We start from the raw sequence: 23,002 nt of genomic DNA on the forward strand, positions 1-23,002 counted from the left end.
CTTATTACTCACATTTGGCCAAATAAAATTTCACTAAATAATCTATTGCTAATCTGGCATCTTGTTTTTTAGGGTGCATAGTGTCGTCTTTAAATAAAGAATACAGCTGCGCTATGTCTAAATGTGGAGCAATCTTAAACATGGCATCAATCACCCGATCAATGTAGCGTTCGTACCAAATGATTTGTCGTACCAAAGCCATCATCTGACGTTTTTGTAGTGAACTTATCTGCCCTTCTGCCATCAGATAGCAAGCAATATATTCTATATGCACATAAGAGAGCGTGATTTCCTGATAATTATCAGTATGATATCGCAGAGCCACATCTGCATCTGAGTGGTAATACCCGAATAGATATCCCTGAAATATTTGCCCTATTCCTACCATTCCTTGAATGTAGCAGTCTGCAGCGCGCAATGCTCCCATGCTGGAACTACCGAGTAGAATTCCTCCTGCGTTGATAAAATTTAAGCACTCCACTACAGTAATCGACATATTGCTACCAAAAAGGCCATCTGTAATCAAAACCGGCCTACCACTCCCTGACAGTTCCAGTAAATCTCCTGTCTGGATTGGTGGGCGAAATTCAATTATTGCGTCATAACGCTGATCACAGGGTAAGGAAGAACCACCAAACACAACTGGTTTTTGTTTACGAGCAAATAGCACGATTTATTTCCTCCTTCCTGGATTAACATGCCAATCAAATAGCCCTGGGATAATAGCTTTTACCGTATGAAAAGGTACATCGGGCAGAGATAAATCCGTGATATAAACCTGTTCCTTTCCTTCCTCCGCTAGCTTTTGGGTTAAAAACTCGGTAGCAGAAGCCGGTGTTGTCGGGGCATTCTGCTCAGTCGATATATTCATCATTTTATAATGCTTGCGAAATAATTCGCGCAGTACGTAGAAACGTGAATGATTAAAGAAATTCTTATCATCATACTTTTTCTGCTGACGGCTTAAATCTTCTCGTGAAGCTTGTAAACAGACTACTAATCCCTGAACTGCTTCCATTAGCGCAGCATCCAGAGCTAGTGTTTCAGTAAATCCAGAGGCGGAACCGGCAACCATAAATTTTGGTCCCATATTGGTTGGATCGTATAAAGCTACATAACAAGTCGGTATCGTACCGTAGATACGTAAGGCGAAACTTTCATACCCTTTGTCAGATAACGATTGCCATAAAGCTTTTGTCGACGGGTAGTTGATGCTTTCTGGATCTATAATATCTGCACAAATACTCGATAAACAGTTTTGGTAAAATAGAGAAGTAATATTGCGTTCAAAGGATTCTAATATAGCAAAACAGATCGCTTCTTCTAAGGTACCACCACACGCCAGTCCCGAAGTGTGAGCGTGTATATTTACCCGTTGAGTATCTGAACCATGATAAGGAAACTGTACTTCTACAGCAGGTAATAAAATTTTTTTTCCAGTTTGCAACTCGTATCCTGGTATCCAGTCTTTGATATCATACTCTGGATCAAATCCCAGTTGCCGCTGTATGAGACGGTCATAATAATACGTATTTTGGTGAACAATCAGATCATCACACCAACAAGCACAGTGGCGTTCATAGGCCTCCATTAATGCGCTACAGGTGGCTGTATATAAATTTCGCCCTTTTCCTTGGGTGGTTGATATTTGTCCTTTTTTCAATGTGGTACGAACTGCATTTACTATACTGATGCCAGCAATATCCACAAATTCACCAACAGAAGCCAAGCGTGAGATTCCCAGTTTCTTACGTAATGGTAAAATTAATTTCAGTGCCTCTCGGGTAGAGTAACGGCGCAACCCTAATTCAGTGATGGAGATCGTCACACTCAAATTCCTCAGTAAAATCACGTGCAATATTAAGAAATTTCAATCGAACATAGTGCATCACTGCTTTCCTTAGCTCAGGGTTTAACTCATCATATACAGCTTGGGTATCCGCCAGAGACATTTGCTTCACTAATAGTAAAAGAGCCTGATATAGTGAGGCAGTAATAATTTGATTATTACCTTGGTATTCGTGGCTTATTATATGACGCAGTTGATTTTTCTCTAGGCTGCTTTTTAAGCTACAACCCGGACTCAAACGTAACAATCCTGAAACTACTTCTGGATTAAACGATGGAGCGAATAGTTCGACTATATAGTCACCAAATACCACCGCATCAATATGGGTGGAAAGCAACATTTCGATTGCCTGTTCTGCCCGTTCTACGATAGGTTTTCCACGAACATTAAACGATGTATTCAATAAAACGGGAAATCCAGAAAGTTTGCCAAATGCGGAGAGCAAAGCATGGATTTCTTCATTATCATTGACAGACACTGTTTGTACACGTGCTGAACCATCTACATGCGCGATAGCGGCAAGTTGCTCCCGGTATTCAGGACGAACTGGCAGCACTTCAAGCATATATTTATAGTCACCTTCACCTTCGAAATAACGACTCAGGTGCTCAGTAGCAACCATCGGCGCAAAAGGACGAAAATCCTCACGGAACTTCACCCAGCGATTGATGAATTTCCATGTATCCATCGAGCAAGGGCTAGCTAGTATTGAACGGGCACCCAACGCACGTGGACCAAATTCAGACCCTTTAGTACAGGAGTAGTAACCAATGATCTGTCCCGCATGTAACCGTTCGGCTAGTGTAACAGTATCAATAGGTTTCACTATTACCCTATCAGCAAATAAGTTAAGGGCTCTGGCAATATCTTCATATCTGTAAACTTTTCCCAGATAATCGTGATTAAAAGCATCACTAAGAATTCGGTTATGCCTTTTATAATAAGCAGCATTAGCGGCACCGATAGAAATACCAGCATCATGTTGAGCTGGGAATAAATAGAAATCACGTAATTGAAAGTTCTGACGCACCTTATAGTTCACTACAGAATTTAGAGCAACACCTCCTGTCATGACAAGAGGTTCATTATTAGTTATGTGGTAATGCTCTAAGCGAGAAAAAATCCCTTTTTCCAGAACGAGTTGTACCGAAGCGGCCAGATCTGCGTAATCCATCACGTTAAGTGTTTTCTTGCTAAATTTTTGCTTCCAAGTATAACCAAAAGAAATACCCTGCGGGCTTTCAATCGCAATCTCCTCAGCAAATTTTGGTATACCATAAGGTGCAAGCCCCATTAATTTTCCAGAAGCGTGCCAAGAATTAAAAACAAGTTGGCTCACAGAGGCATAAGCCTCGCCCAATGAGCGACTTCCAGTTCGAATATTAAATGATGGGCTGTATTCACGGGCTAGCAGCGTATATCCATTTTCACAAAAGGTATAATGAGAAACTACATGCAATTCCGGTTTATACTCTTTAAGTCCAGCATTTAAGTACTCAGAAAACTCTTGCCCAGAGATGAGTAAATCATTTTGTCCTACGACACTACCTCCGGAACCATCCGCTACCACTACATTTCCTCTGGAAAACTTTGACCCCGACCAAGCGGCAAATGCGTGACACAGATGATGGCTAACAACTACAGCCTCTGGAGAGAAGGGGTCAAACAACGAAAAATCTGTACTACAAACAGGCTGATTTAGCCCGATATACTCCGGAGTCATTGATTGAATATTATAGGCAAAACAGCTTACATCTTCCCGCATTAAACCAGCGGCATTCAGACAATAATCTACAGCTAAAGTAGTATTGAGGGATTGGCTTCCATCGTGTTTGACACGGGTTAAACGCTCAAGCTGAATTCCATAACGAATTTTTCCGTTAATCATCACACAAGCAGAAGCATCGTGACTTGCAGAGATACCAACAATAATTTCATCGTCAGGCGCGACAATTAGTTGCGAGCTAATACATTTTATTACCAGTGTGTTCTGACATGCCACTGTCACATGATCGAGACGTCCTACAACGCATACTGTAATATTAAGGGGGGATTTTTCAAGCAAATGAGCTGGTATTAATAATGTACCTCTTTGCCCTACAATTTCTTGACCATTGATTACGGTTGTCAGGCGTGTTTGTCTGGCAATGGACGCTTGATAAGAAACGACCAATGCAATTTGATTGTTTCTGACGGATGTGTTTGGAGTAAGCGTAAGCAGTATTTCTGCTTCCTTCGAACGCTCCAAAGGAATACTCCATGTTTGAGGCATGCTTTCTTGCTCTGATACATCATCAAAAAGATATCTACCTTGAAATGCTTGGCTCATGCAAATCATGGCTGCATGTAAAGCATGGCGATCATAGACCATTTGATTTCTTTTTAACCACGAATGAAGTTTTCCAGCCAGACTAGCGAGATAGACTACTGCCGCAGAGGTACCTTTTGTTGTGGTTAGTGCCCCTTGTTCGTCGTAGGTGGAATAGTCACATTCTTTGACCAAAAACTCGATATTACCCCATCCTAAGGGTGTCATACCTGGAATACTGCCATTATGGCATAATAATCCTACGCCAATAGTTTCACTGCATGACCCAGGAAAACGCTGGCGACCAAAATCATGGCCTACAGAAGCTAAAATATAAGGAGCTAGTGCTTTATCATGGAATGTAGATAATGAGGTATGAATATCTGTAATATATTCATCCTCTGGCAGAGAGTATGCATGTGCTTCTATAGGGCAGATGTCAAAACGCTCATATATATGAGTGCGCAACTCTGAATATCCTTGCTCAAACGCATCCAAGTAGCTGGCTGATATTAAATCCAGAGAGACTTGTGTTGTCCATGGAAAAGATATTTGTGATAAAATATTAGCGATTTTAGCGGTATGATTATGTAAATTATTCTGTTGAGAAACGTCATTAAGCTTGGATAACTGATTTTTTTTAGCACTATCGATAAGAAGAATAGATGTTCTATCATTTTCCATATACTCATTACCTTTAAATTTGCAATAACCTGATTATCAGCTCTTGTTTGTTTATTCAGAATGAAGGGATAAACGCCATTCGTTGACAAATATCTTCAATATTCTGTAAATCTGTACGGATCACAATTGGAGTAATTCCCACCCCTAACTCATATGTCACAGCTTTCAGATTTGGGCACTGAGCTAGTGCCTGTTCCAACAGTGGGAAAACACTATCAACAATTGGTTCTGAGTGTGTATCACGGTATCTCCATGAATGGTTTGGGTGTACACTCCCCCCAGCAATATGAATTTCGTTCACTGAGGTCAATGGAAGGCTGGCCAATACATCCAGTGGCTGTAGATCACAATAAATGGCATATGAAAATACGTGGCTAATGTCTAAAACAATATTACAGTCTGTCGCATCAACTAGCCGATGGAAAAACTCACCTAAAGCCATTTCTCCGGCAACAATGCTGAAAGAAGGTATTTCCGCAGAAAAAGGAATACTGGAAACAGACTGAATCGTTTTCACACCTTCAATTGCCATAGAAAGAACGGATTCACAAAGTACTGGTGCAGCAAAATAAGGTAAGTTGTAAGGGCCAATATTCCAAATACCGATATCTTCCAGACACCAGTATGCCTGAAGAGTCTCACTAATGGCATTTTGCCTTACAAGCACATCAGAGCGTAATCCATCAATACCTGCTGGCTCCATTCCAGAAAAATGATGAATGATAGGATATTGAGGATATTTATTACGAAAAGCTTGTGCAATATCCTCATTAGGTATGGCCACGACAGATAAATGACTAATTCCGTTTTGCGCTAATTGTAATAATTTAGTTAAGTCATAACCATAATTATGTGTATAATCAATTCCTAACCCTACTCGTGCATTCATACAACCTCCCGACAGGATAATGCCACTTTGCCACTTTCGTTATGAAAGCGAAGCTTAGCTAATTTATTTTTAAAAATTATTTCCTTGAGAGAATTTATTGTATCTAATTTAGATAGAGTAAAATAACGATCACAGTTAATTTCTTCTGTTATGGATTTTTCATTGTTTCTGGAAATTGTAGAACTCCATGGTGAGTTTATCATTCCAGTAGAAATGCCAGAATAAATACCATCAATAAGAAAAGGAATTTTTTCTTCTTCCATCAAATCTGCATTTGTATAAACAAAATAGCAAAAGCTTTCAATCAATGTTCTACTATTCCAATTCCAGAAACTATCCGAATCACAATATAAATTTACAAGCTTAAGGAAAAAATCCTTACTAAAAAAGCGTGGAGAAAAATGCATATCTGCATAAAGTACTGTACGTAAATTTCTGCGACGAGCAGCCCGCTCAACTACCAGTCTGTCGTGATCCATTGTAGAATGGATATAATGATACTCTTTTTCCGCACCTGTAATACAAAAATGATCACTATATAGTAGTGATACGTAGGCTTTTTGTAATAACTTAGCATCCATTTCATCCTCCTGAAATAGCTATTTCAAAAGACAAAATGTCTCCATCATTTAATGAAGGATTACTCTCTACTGACATGACATTATTTATAAAAAGAGTAACGAAAGGTTTAAGTTTAAGATTATCGTTTTTAGATATCGCAATCAAAGAAAAAATATCGGTATGTTTCTTCTGCATATTTTTTAATATTTCATAAAGATTATTTGCTGAGATAACAATCTGTCTATTTCCGCTAACAGATTCAGGAAATGATACAGTAATCATATTAATTCCTTCAATTATTTATTGGTTGTGACACAAACAGTCAGTGCGTCTCTTGGTCTCTAATAATTGATATTTATTATTTAACAAATCAAGTTTAAATAGCTTTCCATCTAATGTATCACCTATATTTAGAATAATTTTCAATGCTTCATTTGCCTGATGTAATCCTAAAATACCCGGAATAATTCCAACTACACCATTCTCAGAGCATGAGGGGGACAAAGTTGTTGGTGGAGCTTCGGGGTAGATACAGCGGTAGCAAGGAGAATAAGGTTGAGTACGTGCCATTACATGGCCTGTAAATTGTTGTACGGCAGCAGAAATTAATGGTTTATTTGCCTTTACTGCAGCATCATTTATCGCATAACGAGCATTAAAGTTATCTGTACAATCGATGATTATATCGTAATCCTCCAGAATAGGCTGAATATTCTTGGTATTAATGGCAACATCTATGATTTTTATTTTGATGCCAGAATTTAATGCTTTTAGCGTATGAAGGGCTGATTCAACTTTTTTCTTTTGTAACATCGTTTCATTATGGATAACTTGCCGTTGTAGGTTACCTAAATCGACGATATCGTGATCAACAATGGCAATCTCACCTACCCCAGCGGCTGTCAAATAAAGCAGACAAGATGAACCTAGTCCCCCTGCTCCAATGACCAGTATTTTAGACTTCATGATTTTTAATTGTCCATGAAGTCCAATATCTTTTAAGGAAATATGACGTGCATATCGGTTTTTCTCGGTTTGGCTTAAGATTGTGGAGGGTTGTTCTACAGAATTACCTCCTGCTTTCCATGCTTCGAAACCACCCTCAAGAGAATATATATTAACGAAATTCAGTGCAATTAAGCCCAATGCAGCGTATTTTGAACGAAGCCCACTAGCACAAAACAGAACAATTGGATGATCTAGTTCAATTTGTCTGTTTTTTAGCTCAATTTCCAAAAAACCTCGTCCTAGGGTTAATGCTCCGGGAATTGTGCCATTAGCAAATTCATGGCTTTCCCGAACATCCACCAATAGAAAGCTATTAAGTTCTTTTAATGCATTAATTGTTATTGTTTCAACATCTTGAATATCACCCATAATATTGCTCATATTAAAGTCTGTTTTTAGATGAAAAACTAATTTTAATTAAAATTATATGGTTAATAATTTTAGTCGTGATTTAGACATGGCCGCATCGCGGCCATGTAGTATTATTCTTGCCACTCTTTGTTGGAAACTACACCTGTAATATCTAACAACAATTCATTTTCCGCATCGGAATTTTCTGCATTCAGTTCGGCTACAGCAATTTCCAATTCTTGAGCTTTATCCATTTTATTTTCCTTCTATATATGTTTGTAAGAGTGTAAAAAATGTCAATATACGCACCATTTTACATTTTATGTTGCGAACAAAACCAATGTTAATTTAATGTGTTTTTTTGTCAAAAAAATGTTCTATCTTGTATATGAAATATTGATAAATGATAACGGCATTTCTGATATTGGCTAGGAGAAAATATATCCGTTATTCCGCACAGCGATATCTGTAATACAATGATTTTAAAGCGTTTGCATAATACTTGCGTAAATATTAATTTTTAATTAAAACAATGGATTAAGAATACGATTCGGAATGTAGATGTATCTTCAGATCACATATTTTATGATCTCTGATTTAAATTATCTGGGATATACACCTAACGCGTTGGATTATATTTTGAAGTTATTGTTAATTAAATTTAAATTTAAATTTAAATTTGACTGACAAGAGTATATGTAGATACATTGCTTGGGCATTAACTTGCAGGTACTCCCGTCGTTCCTAAACATTGAGTTATGTCGGGTATACAACATTATTAGGGCATATCTCTATCATCGATAGTTCCTGCTGATAACCACTTTAACCTACTTAGAGCGACACTGACGCGCTATGCTTGTCTTCTCCGAGTTACCGGGCTAATACATTAACCCAGTAACTCGGAGAGCTGAAAAACACCTTCCAGAGAAAACTTTTTTGCTTACCCCCTGTATTAAAGAATTAGGGATAAAACTGTTCACCCTGTTCACCCTGTTCACCTTTAAATATTTTTGTTTAAATTCATATTGTTAAAGGTTGATGACTTGAAATAAAACTCATCACCACTCTTCACCTAACCGTTCACCTCAAACTAAGATAAGGTGAACAGAGGTGAAGACTTGTGAACAGTTTAAAAATAACTATTCACCCTATAATATATTGATATATCTGGTTTAAATTATAGAGTGAACAGGAATGAACACTTTTTTATATTTCTTTGAAAAATGTCTGTAATCAGAAAGAATTATTCTTCTGGTAGGTTATCCCTTGTCAATTTTGGCAGCCACTCGATGGCAGTATCAAGATCCAGACTCAGATTGCTGCGAATACCCTGTTTGCTTTTCTTGCGCAGGTATTGCTGGTTGTACTCTGCCAATGCGCCCGGCATATCCATGCCAAAGCGGGTCACGGAAACGGGTTTATTCAGGTTATTGCCTTTCATATAAGCAAGGTAAGCGTGGTAAAGGTATTTGCGGGGATTGAACGGCATAATTTCTGCATTGCCGATGAGCAAGCCGTCAGCTTCATCGGACGCAATCAGGTAGCCGCAGAAATCGACCAGTGGATCGGTACCGCGTTTGATATCCAGTGCTTCTGCGGACTTTTGTTGCTCTGCCAGTAAACGCCTTGCGGCTTGTGAGTCAGCAAACCGATGCAACAGGTGCCGGATAATCACAGGCAGTTCTGTTGCGATTTTGTCCCGCAAGAGCGGATCGCGTTCATTCTCCGGTACGACTTCGGAAAAATTGAAGATTACCCGACGCCGTGATACGCCACCACTGCGATCACTGAAACTCATGGCATTATTATTCACCGCCAGTACCACAGCAGGAATGCGGGTTGAGTAGGGCTGTTTATGCTTTGGATCGATAGCCACTTCATCGCCGCCTGTAATGGCCTTAATACCTGAGCCATCGCCCACATAGCGGGTCTGGTCTGGCAGGATAATCAGCGAATAGCCGACAATCAACGCCCGTTCCCGTGGAATTTCTAATGCAGACATACTTGCTGAAACAGTATTACCTTTACCCGCCAGCATGGAACAAATTTCAGCAAAGATACTTTTGCCGCTGCCTCCGGCACCAGTGACTTCCAGAAATAGCTGCCAGTCGTAACGGTTCGCCAATACCATAAACAGTGCCGCCAGTACCCGATCAAACTTGTTCTCACAGTTGACTGTTGCCCGGTTAAGCCAGTGCCAAAAATGTGAAGCATGGTCTTTCAGGGTTTCCCCCGAAACAGGGGAATTGAATTCAACCTCATTAGCCAGCAGCAACCAATCATGTTTACGATGAGGCCGGAACTGGCAGGATTTCAGGTCAAACACGCCGTTGCTGAATCCGATTAAGTGACGTTCTGGTGGCTGCATCATAGGAAGCTGTAATTTGAGAGCATCCACGGCAGAGCTGATGCCATGCGGTGAATACGGTAGTTTCTCTTCCATAAAGGCAACCACCATTTCCCGTCGTAAATCGCGGTCACTGACCGGACGCCAGACAATACCATCATAGTGATGGATGGTTTCCGAAGCGCCATCCAACGCCAAATTGCTGTCATAACGCGCCAGCAACACTTCTCCGCGCTGGCTGGCACCCATCTGGCATAATGTCAGCTTAGAAGACTCGACGTCATTGGGCTGAATAGCTTCTTTTTTCTTTGTTGGTGTCGGTTGATAAAGCCCCTGAACAAAGGCCAGCTCTGCTATTTTCACACTATTTTTCTGACGATAATCATCCCAATCGGCTTTAACAGCATCCGGTGGTAACGTGACCCAACCATTCACCGCAAGGGCAGCTTTTTCTGCTGAGATCTTGCCGACATTCACTTTGGGTTTGCCGTTCTTATCCAGCTCGCCGGGAGAGTGCCAATCATTATCCGCTGCAATAATGATTTTTGTGTCCGGCCAGCGTTCCCGAATGGATTTGGCAACAGAAGATAAATTGCCCTCATCCAGCGCCGCCAGAACAGTACCTTTATAGAGCTGGCTAACCGTGAGTGCTGTGGCGTAACCTTCGGTGATAATTACCGTCTCCGGATGCTCTTCCAGCGCTGTCAAGGGAATAAACGCCCCTTTTTTCTGGCTACCGGGGAAGAATTTTTTCTCGCCATTGGGTTTAATGATCTGCGCCCCGGTGACTTGTTTATCCAGTGCTGTCAGTACCAGCACTGTCGAATTATCAAACAGTAGCCGCTGATCAAGATGTTGCAGACCCTTTGCAGCCAGATAAGGCGATTGCCCCACGACAGTTTGCGCCATCAGTGCTGCCACTCTTTCAGCAATCGGTAGTGTTGGATGGGTTTCTTTGGTTGGCTTGGGATCTGGTAAAGGTAGCGCCAGTACATTAGCGACAACTTTTGCCGCCTCAGTAACAGAGATCCCTTTGGTTTTTGCCACTAAATCCAGTCCATCACCATAATTCGGCGCGTCACACTGACGGCAATGCCAGTTGCCGTGATGGTGATCATCGATAAAGTGGAAACGGTCAGTACCACCGCAGATGGGGCAGGCGCCATGCTTTCCCTTTACCGGAACAGTAATACCGCAAGCGGGCAGCAGGTTTTGCCACGAATACATGGCGGATGTTTTTACGGTCTGGATCAGATCAAGCGGTTTTTGATTGCCCGCTGTTTTTTGAACTGTAAATTCAGGGCGAGTTTGGGTATGCTGTGTATCAGCCATAATTTTTTACCTTACGAATGGTTATTGGTTAAACGCCTCAGATGTGTTCTCAGCACGCTGGGGCGTTGTGTTTTATAGTAAATGTCTTATGTCATAGTCTTTTGTTTGTTATGCCGCTCGCGATTCAGCAATACGCTGGGCAATCCAGTCATCAATCTCTGCTTCAATAAAAGCAACGGAACGCGGGCCAATCTTGACCTGCTGCGGGAATGCGCCGTCGCTAATCAGTTTGTAGATCCATGCTTTGCTATAACCCGTTCTGCGTTGCACTTCTGGCAAACGAATCAGGCTTGTTTTCAATGCTGCCACTGTCATGTCACTTCTCCTGTTACCCAGTCCCTGAAATATCATCGTGGACGTTGTTTGATGACAGGCGGATTATTTAAAAAGCAAGACTTAATGAACAGCGTTAATTGTTTTTCTCCCGATGAAAATTAACGGGTTGCAAATTGTACTAGCGGTTTTTCCTGTCACGCAGCGGTTTGGCGAAGTCATAGGGTGTGATTGACTTTTCCCGGTTCGCATCCAGATAATCCGCCCACCACTGCACCATCAGCCGCCGTTCATGCAGATGTTTAGAAGTGTGAATATACGCCGCCCGGACGTTGTTTCGTTCGATATGACTTAACTGGCGTTCAATGGCATCATCACTCCACAGGCCGGATTCACCCATTGCACCGCGTGCCATTGTACGGAAGCCATGCCCGCAGACGTCGGTTTGGGTATCGTAGCCCATCGCCCGTAATGCCTTGTTAACCGTGTTTTCGCTCATAACTTTCGCAGCATCATGATCACTGGGGAATACCACTTCGCAGTTGCCGCTCAGTACGTTCAACTCTTTGAATAACGAGACAGCTTGACGGCTCAGCGGTACGATGTGATCCGTTTTCATTTTCATGCCGCGCTCAGAAAAACGAACGCCTTTGATGGGTTTTCGTGTAGCGGGAATTTTCCAGACAGCGTTTTCAAAGTCGATTTCCTGCCAGCGGGCAAATCTCAGTTCGCTGGAACGGACAAACGTCAGCAGTGCCAGCTCGACCGCGATCTTGGTCAGCAGGCGACCACGATAGGCAGATAAGCGAGTCAGAAAATCGGGCAAATGTTCATGGGGCAGGGCGGGATGGTGACGAGATTTTGCGGTGGTAAGTGCGCCTGCCATGTCATTAGCCGGGTTGGATTCCAGAATATCATTCTGGACGGCGTAGCGCATGATGGCAGTGATACGCTGGCGCAGCCGCTGGGCGATATCGTGTTTGCCCTGTTCATCAATGGCCTTGACGGGGGCTAAAAGCTGGCTGGTACGTAACGTGGTAATATCGCGTGCGCCGATATGCGGGAAAATAGACTGCTCAAGGCTGCGCAGCACTGTTTGGCTATGTCTGTCACTCCAGCGTTTGTTACTGGCGTGCCATGCACGGGCGACTTCTTCAAACGAATTGATTTTGGCGGGCGTTGGTGTGCCTTTTTTCTCGGCTTTGGGGTCGATACCCTGAGCCATCAGCTTTTTGGCTTCATCGCGTTTAGCGCGGGCATCGGCTAACGATACAGCCGGATAAACACCGAACGCCAGACGGTCTTCTTTCTTATCGGTGGGTCGGCGGTACTTCATGCGCCAGTATTTCGAGCCGCGTGACGAGACTTCTAAATAAAGGCCCCCGCCATCGGCGAGTTTGTAGGTTTTTTCTTTGGGTTTTGCAGTTTCGATTTGCCGGGCGTTTAGTTTCATTATTAAGGGCATTCCTTGAATCGAACGGTAAGTGCCCCGAATTATGCCCTTCGCTGCATCTTGATTGCAACAGACGAAACTAGACGTAGAAATAAGAATGGATGTTGATTTTACTGGATTTAGTATGAATTGTTTTACTGGGCTGGACTTCACTGGAAGTTGAAGTGGTGCCCGGAGGCGGAATCGAACCACCGACACGGGGATTTTCAATCCCCTCGTAAGTTAATTCAATGTAAAATCGCCTGATTTGTACAATTTGTACGCTTACTTTAATGAGTGTACAAATGAAGATACTCCCCATCATTTCTCCCAAAGGCGGAGAAGGTAAATCCACGCATGCCGCGAATCTGGCCGGATTTTTGGCCGATGCGGGTTTAAATACTCTCCTGATTGACGCCGATTATTCCCAACCCACCTCCAGCAGTATTTTTAACCTGGGCTATGAAGCGCCTGCCGGGCTGTATGAGCTGTTGATGCAGACGGTGGATCTAAGGGAATCGAAGCGGATCATTTCCCGCTCGGTGATCAATCATCTCGATATTATTGTCTCCAATGATCCCGATGAACTCTTGCCGACCGCGATGTTACACGCTCCTGACGGGCGTCTTCGTCTGCGCAATATTTTGCAACATCCCATTTTTCAGCAATACGACGTCATTATTATCGACTCCAAAGGGGCAACCGGAGTGATGACGGAGCTGGTCGTGCTGGCTGCCACACACCCTGTGCTGGGGATAATTAAACCGATCCTGCCGGATGTGCGGGAGTTCCTGCGCGGCACGTTGCGGATGCTGACCCGCCTGAAGTCATTTGAAAATTACGGCATTCAGCTTCCGCTTATTCAGATACTGGCTAATGGGATTGAAGGTACCCGGTTGGATCGGGATACGCTCAATGAACTGACCGATATTATCGAACAGCAACGGTACGATACGTCCGCGTTAGGAGGCCGGTGTGTTTATCAGTTATTGAAAACCCGGATAGATCTGCTGGATATCTACAAATTGGGTCACGTTCGTGCCCAGCCTGTTCATCGCCTGGAATATAAAACTCACCGCAAAAGCCCGGCTGCCGCCCAGACCATGCACCGTCTGGCCTGTGAATTGTTTCCTGAATGGCAAGCGAAATTTGATGCCGTGCTGGTCAACCAACCGACGGGGAACGCGCAATGAATATTATCTGGCGAGCCGTCTGTTTTTGTTATGACAATGCGGAATTACCCTTTACGGATACACAGGATGAATGGTTTGTGTTTGTCGATGCGCCTGATCGTAAAGCGGCACTGGCGAAATACCAGACATTATTACCCGTTATCTGGGCTGTTCCGCCTGAGCCGATAGAGTATTTCATTCCCCGTCATGAAGATGAATTGCGTGAACGGTCACTGTGGGTGCCCGGTATATCGGATGATTTGGCCCTGCTGGAGTGCGGCTGGGAAAAGGGCAAACCACAGTATTTGACCGCAAAAGACGTGCTGTTCTGGGTGTCTTCTCCCCATCAGCAACAGCGTTTAGTGAAGGCACTGAATGCCGTCAACAGGGAGGTGGAAAATGAATTGGGATCATGATGCTTTACAGGCCATCAGTGAAGCGGCACCCAGCTACGCTTATGCCGAGGTGGGGGTGATTGGCGGGCTGGTACTGGACAATGATCGCTGGGACAGCGTTGTTCAGTTGCTGGCGGCCGACGATTTCTTCTTCCCGGCACACCGGATAATTTATCAGGCGATTGCGGAACTGAGCGAAAAAAACTGTCCGTTTGATCTGATCACCCTGACCGACAGGCTGACACAGCGGGGGCAGATAGACAGCGCCGGCGGTTTTGCCTATGTGGCGGAAGTGTGTAAAAACACACCCAGTGCGGCCAACATTGAGGAATATGCCCGCATTGTGGCAGAAAAAAGCCGGTTACGTCAGTTACTGGCACTGGGTAAGTCCCTCAGCGCGGAAGTTTTTCAGCCCAATATTTTGTCAGAAGCCCTGATTGAGCAGGCAGAAAGTCAATTGTTTAATCTGGCGGAAAAAGGGGCGGCACGGCAACATCAGGCCGTGACCCTGCTGCAAGGGGCGGATGCCCTGATTGCCCATCTGGAGTGCATACAGGGCAGTAATGGGATCACCGGTACACCGACAGGTTTTCAGGCGCTGGATGACATGACCTGTGGCTTGCAGGCTGGCGATCTCATTCTGCTGGCTGCCCGTCCTTCCATGGGCAAAACCGCACTGGGGCTGGCCTGTTGCCTCGGTGCGTTGCGGCAGCGGGACGATGCGGTGGTACAGGTTTTCAGCCTGGAAATGCCGACCTCACAACTGATGCTGCGGCTGTCTGCCATGGAAGGCGGCGTGGCGTTAACCGCGCTGCGCAGTGGCCTGCTGGACGATGAACAGTGGGGGCGCATCAGCCAGAGTCTGGAGCAGTTTGCTAAATGGGATCAACGGCTGGTTATCGATGATTGCAGTTACCAGACCCCTGCACTATTGCGTGCCCGTGCCCGCCGCTATACCCGACAATACGGTAAACCGGCCCTGATTATGGTGGATTACCTCCAGTTAATGTGCGCCCCCGGGCAGGAAAACCGTACCCAGGAGATTGCCGACATCTCCCGCAGCCTGAAAGCGTTAGGTAAAGAGCTGGAGTGTCCGGTGCTGGCGTTGTCCCAGCTTAACCGGCAGGTGGAAAACCGTGTTGATAAACGCCCTAACAACGGCGACTTACGTGATTCCGGCTCATTGGAGCAGGACGCCGATTTAATCCTGCATCTTTACCGCGATGAAGTCTATCACCCGGAAACGCCGGATAGGGGGATTGCCGAAATTATTATCGGTAAGCAGCGTCAGGGACCGACCGGCACGGTGCGTGTGCGGTTTGACGGCCGGTATACGCGTTTTTCTGATATCGACAGCGGCGGGAGGTAAAGGATGGGACGCAATACGTTGAATTTAGGTAGTGCCTTGTTACAGCAGGGACGACAGGCTGTGGCTACCCGCAATGACAGCCCGCCGATGGCGGAAATGCCAATGGTATTGACATTGGATCAGCTTCGCCCGAATCCGGATAACCCCCGAACCCGCCGAAACCCGCGTTATGACGATATCAAAGCGTCCATAAAAGTCCGTGGACTGGATACGGTGCCGAAAGTCACGCGTGACCCGGATGGCGATGAAGTCTACATCTTCAGTGATGGCGGGAATACGCGCTATCAAATCCTGTCCGAATTGTGGCAGGAGACCGGGGATGAACATTTTTATCGGGTTCATTGCCTGTTTAAACCGTGGCCGGGGCGTTTACAGTGTGTTATCGGGCACCTGGCCGAAAATGAGCTGCGGGGTGAACTCAGCTTCATTGAAAAAGCGTTAGGCGTCTGCAAGGCCAGAACCCTTTATGAAGCGCAGAAACAGCAGAAAATCACCCAAAGTGAACTGTCTGCCCTGCTGGGGGCAGCCGGTTTTCCCGTCAGTCGCAGTTATATCAGCCGGATGGAAGATACGGTGCAGTACCTGTATCCGTGGATGCCCAACCTGTTGAATTCGGGGCTGGGCGTCGCGCAAATCCGGGCATTGCTGGCATTACGACAGGATGCAGATGCCGTCTGGCAACAGCATGTGACCAGTATAAACCTAAAACCTGCCGTCACCTTTGATGAGGTTTTTGGGGCCTGCTGCCGCAAGTTTGATGCGCCGGAAATCTGGTCGCCGGAGATGTTCAGGGATGAGCTGATTGGTGATTTATTACCGGCCCTGCCACACCCGCAGCTTAATTACGACCGCTGGGTACTGGAATTAGATCCGAAAGAAAGCAACCGCCGACAGCTCTTTGGTGAGCAGGCCAGCACGTTTGATCCTGTGCCGGTACCGGCAGAGCCTGAAACGAAAAAAACGGCGCGGGTTCGAGCGCCAGACAGGGGATCGAACCCGCGCCCCCTTTCTCAGCCCGCCGCCCAGGCCGTGCAGGCACCAGCGCCGGAACCCGCGCTGGTTGATAAGGCACCCGGGTCTGCGCCGTTAAATCCGGTTATTCCGCCTTATCAGCCGGATAGCGCGGATAACCCACCTGTATCCACGCTGCCTGTCCCTGAAACCGAATGTCTGGCTTTTGCCCAGACGGGGCTGGAGCCGGTCAGTTCGGTCTGGGCGATTTCCCCAATGCAGGATGATATTGAACACCTGCAAAACATGGCATTCCGGCTGGCGTTTGAACTGGCAGAAGTGATGGCATGTGACGGTGATTTACTGCCCGTGTCAGCAGTGGATTCGGCGGGCTTTGGCCTGACTGATGGGCAGGATACCCATCCTTTTTCGTCTTTATTGTTCAGTCTGACCGGAGAGAGCACGGCTGATCGGGGTGAACTGACGCTGGCTGCCGTTTTGCTCGGTACCGCCAGTCATGAAGGTCTACCGTTACTGGATGATATCCAGACCGTCAAGTTCCTGCGGCTTATCCGGGTGCTCCGTCGTCTGCGTGAGCTTCAGCGTCAAATGACATCAGAGGTGATAGCGATGGCGTGATCCCGGTGCATCGTGCGGGGTATCTGTTTTCCAATGTGTTGTTCATGACATTTTGACTGGCCTGATAGTGGAGGAAGTGGATGAATCATTTATCGCAAGCGACAAATAGCCTGCTGATGCAGCTGGTGATGGATTTGAAGAACGGCTATATCCGCCGTTGTGAGGCGCTGGGGCTGGCCCCCAACGAGATGCTGATGTTGCAGCGCCTGACGATTGAGGATTTGCACTATCTGGGTAACAGCCCGGTGTCGGTGTTGAATGTCCATATTCATCACACGAATCTGGTGCGCCTCTTACAACAGGCGCGTATCGAGCAGCAGCGGATGCAACGGATTGACCGGGCACTGGAATTAGGCGGCTCCATCGAGCTGATGCACTATTTTTTTGGCCTGTCCAGTCTGGAAATCGCCGCCCGGCGACGTATTGCCGGCATGGCCGTCCGGCCGGGGCGTGGCTCGCCCCTGACGGAAGAGGAAAGCCGTGACCTGTGGCAACGCTGGCAGGCGGCAATGATTACCGATGCGGACAGTGCTGAAGGGCTGGATCTCATGATGGCGATGGCTGAGCACCATGCGGTCTCACTGACGTCCGTCTGGCGTGCCGTGAAGGACTGGCAGAACAGCGGAGCACCTGAGCCTGTCAAAAAACAGGCATGAAAGCCCTCAGTTAAAAAAACAGAACGGGAAACAATGTCAGGAAAATTAACGGAAATGATCCCCGGCCTGCATGTGCCCGCCACCGCACCGTTGTCACTGCGCCATAAAGCGCAACATCAGGTACGGTGCTACCAGCAGGGCGAGCGCAATTATGTCCGGCTGAAAGAAAAAGGCAAGGGGTATCTGAAAATCAATGTGGGCTTGTTCTGGCGGCTGTTAAGCCGTGATAACGGGCAATCGTGGGAGCTGATGCTCCATGAACGCTACAACAATGAAATTCGTAAATCCTGAATGTGACTGAAGTTGTGTCATTCTGCACCCTGTTGCAACAGGGTGCAGCCCTGACATTATTTTTTAGGGCTAACGCCGCAGAAAAGGGAACATGATGAACCTGTCCGCCGACAGCATAATTGCACACACCATTGCCAAAATGAAAATGCGTCTGGAAAAACAGGCGGACAATGACGTCTCACAACTGCGCAGTGGCCTGCTGTTTATGGGCAATATTCAGGATGCCTATCCCCGCCGTCTGTTGCTGGATGATCGCCTGTCGCCACTGGATAAAACGGGCTGGATGATGATCCGTCTGTATGCGCAACACCATGAAGGGGCCGTTTTTCCCAGTTATGATGAATTACAGGTCCTGCTGGCTTCGCCCTATAAAGGCAAAGCCTCCCGTGAAACCGTCAGCCGGGTATTACTGATGCTGCGGATCACCGGCTGGCTGAGTTTATGTAAGCGGATCAGGGATGAACACGGCCGGGTGCGGGGCAATATTTATGCGCAACACGATGAGCCGCTGACCTGCCGTGATGCCGAGATGTTAGATCCCCACTGGCTGGATACGGTGGCGGAAGCCTGCCGCAGTAAAAACCGCACCATCAGCCAGACGGCCCGGGACGTCCTGACCGACATCAAAGACGATCCGCTGATGCGCCATCGTCACAGCCATATTCACCTGCTGGAAGCAAGGCTGAATGCCGTGCAGACTCCGCAGCAAAGTATCATGCGCCAGAAGCTGGGATCTGAGTTGCAAAAGGAAGCGGTGCAAACCGAACTCAGGGGAATTCAGCCGGGTTCGGAAACCGAACTGAGTCCACTCATGGGGCGGGCTGGGCTGAATTCGGTATCCGAACTCAGTCTACAATCAACGTCTTATAGTGGATCAGCTAAACCGAACCGTTATGTACGTTCTTTCACACAGAGTGTGAATAAAAAAACATACGTTGATCCGCAATCCGCGTTTTTTCTGCCAGAAGGGCTTTGCCGACAACTGGAGCCGGAAGCGGTAACGATGCTGAACAGCCAGCTGCAAGCGTTGCCCGCTGAGCAGGCACAAACCGTGTTGAACTGTCTGGGTAAGGCGCTACGGGACGGGAAAATTAGTAATCCGGTCGGCTGGTTGCTGGTGATGATGAAACGGGCACGGGAGGGGAAATTATATGGACAACCTGAAACGGCGGTTACCCCGCCAGCCTCGGCTAAGGTACCTGTTGAATGCAATCAACATGTCGTGCGATCAGCTTCACCTTCCTCACAAGCCCATGTGCGTACTATGGTGAAAGATATTCGTCAGCGGCTGACAATGGCAAAATACCGCAATGATAATATTGATTAAAAAACAGGCGTATGTGCCCGTGGCACACACGATTAAAAAGTGCACGGTTTTGAGCGAGGTACTCCAGATTGGATATCATTCTGGGTTACCTGAGTCAGGGGGGGTTAAAAAGCATACGGCTGTGCCAGTGGCACATGAGGCTAAAAAAACATCACTTTTGGTCGCGAATAAAATTCACTCTTTTTCCCGTTTCCCATAACTGGTTATTCGTTGAGTCGCAAACGCCTTTGCCTTGATAGTTCTACTGACTTATCAAGGCAAAGGAGTCTTTGTGCATGTCTGATTCAGAAGACAAATCATCATCCCAGCCGCGTTTACGCGCCGGGGTATTAACCTCCTCATTAACGATTGAACTGCATACCCACTATGCCATCCGTCTGTGGGCAGGGCGCAGACGGGAAGAGATCAGCAATCCCCGAAAATTTTCAGGCATTCTCGGGATGCCGCAGGTGATTAAACGCGCGGGCACGATCAGTGTGGATGCCGCTGCCGATAATCCGTATGCCGATACCTGGCTGGTGAAGCTGGAACAAGCGCTGGATAGGGCTTCCGCCAATCTCCAGCAGAGTCTTGCCACTTTGCAGGATACGTTGAACGCCGTACCACAGCAGATCACCTTATCCGCCGTTTCCTCCGTCGAACCGCTGAATATCGGGGTTTACAGTCATTCACCATTAGGCTACCGCTGTGTCTGGCTGCTGGTTGGCTATGACCAGCTGGCGATGAAAACGTTTCAGGTTTTCCATTACGGGCTGATTTCACGGGCAGAGCGTGATGGCTTTCTGCACAATGGCAGCCGTGCCGTTCGCCAGATTTATGGCATTGTACGCTCTTACCGTTCACTGGCGGTCACCCGGCATGATATTGCGGAAAAAACGCCGGCCGGGCTTGAGGCGATTAAGTGGCTGGGTGAACCCCATCCCGATATTTTGTCAGGCAAGTTGCGGTCGGTTTTCTCGCCGCCATTGCGCCCGGCTGCGCAAGGCTGAGGGAGGGAAACTATGCCACTTTATCTGTGTGAAAAACCCTCCCAGGCCAAAGACATTGCCAACGTCCTGGGGGTGAAACAGCGCGGGCAGGGATTTCTCTTCGGTTCCGGTGTGATTGTCACCTGGGCCATCGGGCATTTGCTGGAGGTGGCTGCACCTGAACACTATGGCGAGCAATTTGGTCCGCCGTGGCGGATGGAGGTGCTGCCGGTGCTGCCCGCTCAATGGCAATGGACAGTCAAAAAAGAGACCGCCGGACAGTTTGCGGTGATCCAGCAATTATTGAAACAGACGGAGGAAGTGATTATTGCCACTGATGCCGACCGCGAAGGGGAAGTTATTGCGCGGGAGTTGCTGGAGTATTGCCATTTCACCGGTACGGTCAGGCGTCTTTGGTTGTCGGCACTGGATGAAACCAGCATCCGGCAGGCACTGGCCGCGATATTGCCGGGTGAGCAGACAGCAGCACTCTATCAGGCCGGACTGGGACGGGCACGTGCTGACTGGTTAACGGGCATCAACCTGACCCGTTTGTATACCCTGAAAGCGCAGACCCTGGGTTTTGGCGATGTGCTGTCCATCGGACGGGTGCAGACCCCGACGCTGGCACTGGTGGTGAACCGGGATAAGACCATCGCCCGGTTTGAGCCAAAACCTTACTGGCAATTGGTGGCTAAACTGGAAAAAGACAGCATGCGTTTTCGGGCCAAATGGCAGCCGGTAACGGATGATTGTGATGAAGAAAACCGTTGTATTCAGCCGGATATTGTTCAGGCCGCTCAGCAACGTTGTCAGCAGGCAACACACGCCACCGTCATGGATGTCAGCAAAAAACGGGAGAAAACCCCCCCGCCGCTCTGTTTTGATTTGGGGACATTGCAGCAGACCGCTTCCCGTCACTGGGGCATGGGGGCGAGCCAGGTGCTGGCGATTGCCCAGTCCCTGTATGAAACCCATAAAGCAACCACCTATCCGCGCACGGATTGCGGCTATTTGCCAGCGTCCATGCAGGCAGATATTCCTGTCGTGTTGACAGCACTGGCGCGCACCGACCCGGCTATGGAGACCATTATCAGCCAGCTGGATAAACAAGGTGTTTCCCGGGTCTGGAATGACAAAAAAATCACGGCACACCCTGCCATTATTCCCACGCGTCACCCTTTTGATCTCACCCGGTTAACGACCGATGAGCTAAAGGTTTATCAGCTTATCCGTCAGTATTATCTGGCACAATTTCTGCCGGTGCAGGAAACCGATGTGACCGACGTGACACTGGATATCGGCGGGCAACACTTCCGGGTGCAAGGGCGGGTGAATGTGATCACGGGCTGGAAGTCATTATTTATTGATGAGGTCAGTGAACATCAGGAAGAACAGGAAGCTGATGTAGCGCTACCGGTACTTAATCAGGGCGATCGGTGTCAGGTTGTTGAAGCCAAAATCCGGTCACTGCACACCAAACCGCCGGCACCGTTTACTGAAGGTACCCTGATTGCCGCGATGAAAAATGCCGCCAGTCTGGTCAGTGATCCGCAATTAAAACAAGTCTTGCGAGAAAGTGCCGGGCTGGGTACGGAAGCGACCCGGGCCGGCATTCTGGATACGTTATTTAAACGCCAGCTGATTGAGCGGAAAAAGAAAGCAATCCACGCAACACCGCTGGCGCAGGAACTGATTGCCGGGCTGCCGGCGGTACTGACCGATCCGGGTATGACCGCGTTATGGGAACAATCGCTGGAAGATATTGCACAGGGTAAAGCGTCGCTGGCGGTTTTTATGCAAAAACAGGCGCAGTGGCTTTTGCATTTAGTCGAGCGCGGCAAGGCACAGCCGCTGCATCTGACGTTGCCGAAAACCCCCGAATGCCCGAACTGTGGCGGTCGGATGCGGCAACGGCAGGGAAAAACCGCGCCGTTCTGGGGTTGTGTGAACTATCCGGCCTGTAAAGGCATGCTGAATGACAAAGCGGTCACTCAATCGCGCAAAGCCCGGCGGGCAAATCAACGGACATGAAGATCTGGTTGTGGATTGACGCCCTGACAGGATGCTTTAAGAATTAACCTGTTTCTTAAATGATCGGTGAGCCTGCAACGATCGCCTCCGGGTGGCTGTAAAACTCCCGTAGCCTGAAAGGGAGCGCCTCAACGCGGTACATCTGCCCACCTTTGGAAGCAGATAT

The 23,002-nt window shown here is 47.1% G+C and carries 20 protein-coding genes; 9 read left to right on the top strand and 11 right to left on the bottom strand.

Annotated features, from left to right (window positions below; translation table 11 throughout):
- Window positions 1–4: 4 nt before the first annotated feature.
- From Xets_RS13545 to Xets_RS13590, 11 genes are all read right to left on the bottom strand, one after another.
- Window positions 5–670, bottom strand: a complete 666-nt coding sequence (locus Xets_RS13545) for a TfuA-like protein (RefSeq protein ID WP_099118160.1) — start codon at window positions 668–670, stop codon at window positions 5–7.
- A gap of 3 nt (window positions 671–673) precedes the next feature.
- A complete protein-coding gene (locus tag Xets_RS13550) occupies window positions 674–1,828 on the bottom strand; it encodes a YcaO-like family protein (protein WP_167450542.1) in 1,155 nt (384 codons plus the stop codon).
- Window positions 1,809–4,841: a carbamoyltransferase C-terminal domain-containing protein gene (locus tag Xets_RS13555; RefSeq protein WP_187651878.1), complete on the bottom strand. Its 3,033-nt coding sequence runs from the start codon at window positions 4,839–4,841 to the stop codon at window positions 1,809–1,811. The genes Xets_RS13550 and Xets_RS13555 overlap by 20 nt, the downstream gene beginning before the upstream one ends.
- 55 nt (window positions 4,842–4,896) lie before the next feature.
- Window positions 4,897–5,730, bottom strand: a complete 834-nt coding sequence (locus tag Xets_RS13560; protein WP_099130995.1) for a DUF692 family multinuclear iron-containing protein — start codon at window positions 5,728–5,730, stop codon at window positions 4,897–4,899.
- Window positions 5,727–6,311: a hypothetical protein gene (locus Xets_RS13565; RefSeq protein WP_099130996.1), complete on the bottom strand. Its 585-nt coding sequence runs from the start codon at window positions 6,309–6,311 to the stop codon at window positions 5,727–5,729. Before Xets_RS13565 ends, Xets_RS13560 begins: the two co-directional genes overlap by 4 nt.
- Window position 6,312: 1 nt before the next feature.
- Window positions 6,313–6,573 (bottom strand): MoaD/ThiS family protein, encoded by a 261-nt coding sequence (locus Xets_RS13570; protein WP_099130997.1) that lies wholly within the window; start codon window positions 6,571–6,573, stop codon window positions 6,313–6,315.
- An 18-nt stretch (window positions 6,574–6,591) separates the two neighbouring features.
- Window positions 6,592–7,680, bottom strand: coding sequence for a molybdopterin-synthase adenylyltransferase MoeB (gene moeB, locus Xets_RS13575; RefSeq protein ID WP_099130998.1), 1,089 nt, complete (start codon window positions 7,678–7,680; stop codon window positions 6,592–6,594).
- A 101-nt stretch (window positions 7,681–7,781) separates the two neighbouring features.
- Window positions 7,782–7,904: a hypothetical protein gene (locus tag Xets_RS24730; RefSeq protein WP_255430643.1), complete on the bottom strand. Its 123-nt coding sequence runs from the start codon at window positions 7,902–7,904 to the stop codon at window positions 7,782–7,784.
- 989 nt (window positions 7,905–8,893) lie between these two features.
- Window positions 8,894–11,329, bottom strand: a complete 2,436-nt coding sequence (locus Xets_RS13580) for a toprim domain-containing protein (RefSeq protein WP_099130999.1) — start codon at window positions 11,327–11,329, stop codon at window positions 8,894–8,896.
- 108 nt (window positions 11,330–11,437) lie between these two features.
- Entirely contained in the window at window positions 11,438–11,644 is a 207-nt protein-coding gene (locus Xets_RS13585; protein ID WP_074025128.1) for an AlpA family transcriptional regulator, read from the bottom strand.
- Between the two features lie 139 nt (window positions 11,645–11,783).
- Window positions 11,784–13,055, bottom strand: a complete 1,272-nt coding sequence (locus Xets_RS13590; protein WP_187651889.1) for an integrase arm-type DNA-binding domain-containing protein — start codon at window positions 13,053–13,055, stop codon at window positions 11,784–11,786.
- Between the two features lie 284 nt (window positions 13,056–13,339).
- Between Xets_RS13590 and Xets_RS13595 the strand changes: the two genes are divergently transcribed.
- The 9 genes from Xets_RS13595 (at window position 13,340) to Xets_RS13635 (ending at window position 22,836) form a co-directional block, all read left to right on the top strand.
- Window positions 13,340–14,227, top strand: a complete 888-nt coding sequence (locus Xets_RS13595; RefSeq protein WP_187651879.1) for a ParA family protein — start codon at window positions 13,340–13,342, stop codon at window positions 14,225–14,227.
- Window positions 14,224–14,622, top strand: coding sequence for a hypothetical protein (locus Xets_RS13600; RefSeq protein WP_187651880.1), 399 nt, complete (start codon window positions 14,224–14,226; stop codon window positions 14,620–14,622). Before Xets_RS13595 ends, Xets_RS13600 begins: the two co-directional genes overlap by 4 nt.
- Window positions 14,606–15,970 carry an SPI-7-type island replicative DNA helicase gene (gene dnaB-PI / locus Xets_RS13605; RefSeq protein ID WP_187651881.1) on the top strand — a complete coding sequence of 455 codons (1,365 nt, stop codon included), beginning with the start codon at window positions 14,606–14,608 and terminating at the stop codon, window positions 15,968–15,970. The genes Xets_RS13600 and dnaB-PI overlap by 17 nt, the downstream gene beginning before the upstream one ends.
- A gap of 3 nt (window positions 15,971–15,973) precedes the next feature.
- Window positions 15,974–17,560, top strand: a complete 1,587-nt coding sequence (locus Xets_RS13610; protein ID WP_187651882.1) for a ParB family protein — start codon at window positions 15,974–15,976, stop codon at window positions 17,558–17,560.
- 80 nt (window positions 17,561–17,640) lie between these two features.
- Entirely contained in the window at window positions 17,641–18,216 is a 576-nt protein-coding gene (locus tag Xets_RS13615) for a DUF2857 domain-containing protein (RefSeq protein WP_187651883.1), read from the top strand.
- A 33-nt stretch (window positions 18,217–18,249) separates the two neighbouring features.
- On the top strand, window positions 18,250–18,507 hold the full coding sequence (locus tag Xets_RS13620) for a hypothetical protein (RefSeq protein WP_187651884.1): 258 nt from the start codon (window positions 18,250–18,252) through the stop codon (window positions 18,505–18,507).
- Between the two features lie 91 nt (window positions 18,508–18,598).
- On the top strand, window positions 18,599–19,834 hold the full coding sequence (locus tag Xets_RS13625) for an STY4528 family pathogenicity island replication protein (protein ID WP_187651885.1): 1,236 nt from the start codon (window positions 18,599–18,601) through the stop codon (window positions 19,832–19,834).
- 275 nt (window positions 19,835–20,109) lie between these two features.
- Window positions 20,110–20,823, top strand: a complete 714-nt coding sequence (locus Xets_RS13630; protein WP_187651890.1) for a PFL_4669 family integrating conjugative element protein — start codon at window positions 20,110–20,112, stop codon at window positions 20,821–20,823.
- Between the two features lie 12 nt (window positions 20,824–20,835).
- On the top strand, window positions 20,836–22,836 hold the full coding sequence (locus Xets_RS13635) for a DNA topoisomerase III (RefSeq protein ID WP_187651886.1): 2,001 nt from the start codon (window positions 20,836–20,838) through the stop codon (window positions 22,834–22,836).
- The last annotated feature ends 166 nt before the right edge of the window (window positions 22,837–23,002 follow it).

It is taken from the genome of Xenorhabdus sp. TS4 (assembly GCF_014467265.1).
GTDB lineage: Bacteria > Pseudomonadota > Gammaproteobacteria > Enterobacterales > Enterobacteriaceae > Xenorhabdus > Xenorhabdus ehlersii.

What these genes read in the sequence shown, in the direction of transcription:
- Xets_RS13555 (WP_187651878.1), bottom strand. Translation starts at nt 4,841, where the DNA reads ATGGAAAATGATAGAACATCTATTCTTCTTATCGATAGTGCTAAAAAA.
- Xets_RS13560 (WP_099130995.1), bottom strand. Translation starts at nt 5,730, where the DNA reads ATGAATGCACGAGTAGGGTTAGGAATTGATTATACACATAATTATGGT.
- Xets_RS13565 (WP_099130996.1), bottom strand. Translation starts at nt 6,311, where the DNA reads ATGGATGCTAAGTTATTACAAAAAGCCTACGTATCACTACTATATAGT.
- Xets_RS13570 (WP_099130997.1), bottom strand. Translation starts at nt 6,573, where the DNA reads ATGATTACTGTATCATTTCCTGAATCTGTTAGCGGAAATAGACAGATT.
- moeB (WP_099130998.1), bottom strand. Translation starts at nt 7,680, where the DNA reads ATGAGCAATATTATGGGTGATATTCAAGATGTTGAAACAATAACAATT.
- Xets_RS24730 (WP_255430643.1), bottom strand. Translation starts at nt 7,904, where the DNA reads ATGGATAAAGCTCAAGAATTGGAAATTGCTGTAGCCGAACTGAATGCA.
- Xets_RS13580 (WP_099130999.1), bottom strand. Translation starts at nt 11,329, where the DNA reads ATGGCTGATACACAGCATACCCAAACTCGCCCTGAATTTACAGTTCAA.
- Xets_RS13585 (WP_074025128.1), bottom strand. Translation starts at nt 11,644, where the DNA reads ATGACAGTGGCAGCATTGAAAACAAGCCTGATTCGTTTGCCAGAAGTG.
- Xets_RS13590 (WP_187651889.1), bottom strand. Translation starts at nt 13,055, where the DNA reads ATGAAACTAAACGCCCGGCAAATCGAAACTGCAAAACCCAAAGAAAAA.
- Xets_RS13595 (WP_187651879.1), top strand. Translation starts at nt 13,340, where the DNA reads ATGAAGATACTCCCCATCATTTCTCCCAAAGGCGGAGAAGGTAAATCC.
- Xets_RS13600 (WP_187651880.1), top strand. Translation starts at nt 14,224, where the DNA reads ATGAATATTATCTGGCGAGCCGTCTGTTTTTGTTATGACAATGCGGAA.
- dnaB-PI (WP_187651881.1), top strand. Translation starts at nt 14,606, where the DNA reads ATGAATTGGGATCATGATGCTTTACAGGCCATCAGTGAAGCGGCACCC.
- Xets_RS13610 (WP_187651882.1), top strand. Translation starts at nt 15,974, where the DNA reads ATGGGACGCAATACGTTGAATTTAGGTAGTGCCTTGTTACAGCAGGGA.
- Xets_RS13615 (WP_187651883.1), top strand. Translation starts at nt 17,641, where the DNA reads ATGAATCATTTATCGCAAGCGACAAATAGCCTGCTGATGCAGCTGGTG.
- Xets_RS13620 (WP_187651884.1), top strand. Translation starts at nt 18,250, where the DNA reads ATGTCAGGAAAATTAACGGAAATGATCCCCGGCCTGCATGTGCCCGCC.
- Xets_RS13625 (WP_187651885.1), top strand. Translation starts at nt 18,599, where the DNA reads ATGATGAACCTGTCCGCCGACAGCATAATTGCACACACCATTGCCAAA.
- Xets_RS13630 (WP_187651890.1), top strand. Translation starts at nt 20,110, where the DNA reads ATGTCTGATTCAGAAGACAAATCATCATCCCAGCCGCGTTTACGCGCC.
- Xets_RS13635 (WP_187651886.1), top strand. Translation starts at nt 20,836, where the DNA reads ATGCCACTTTATCTGTGTGAAAAACCCTCCCAGGCCAAAGACATTGCC.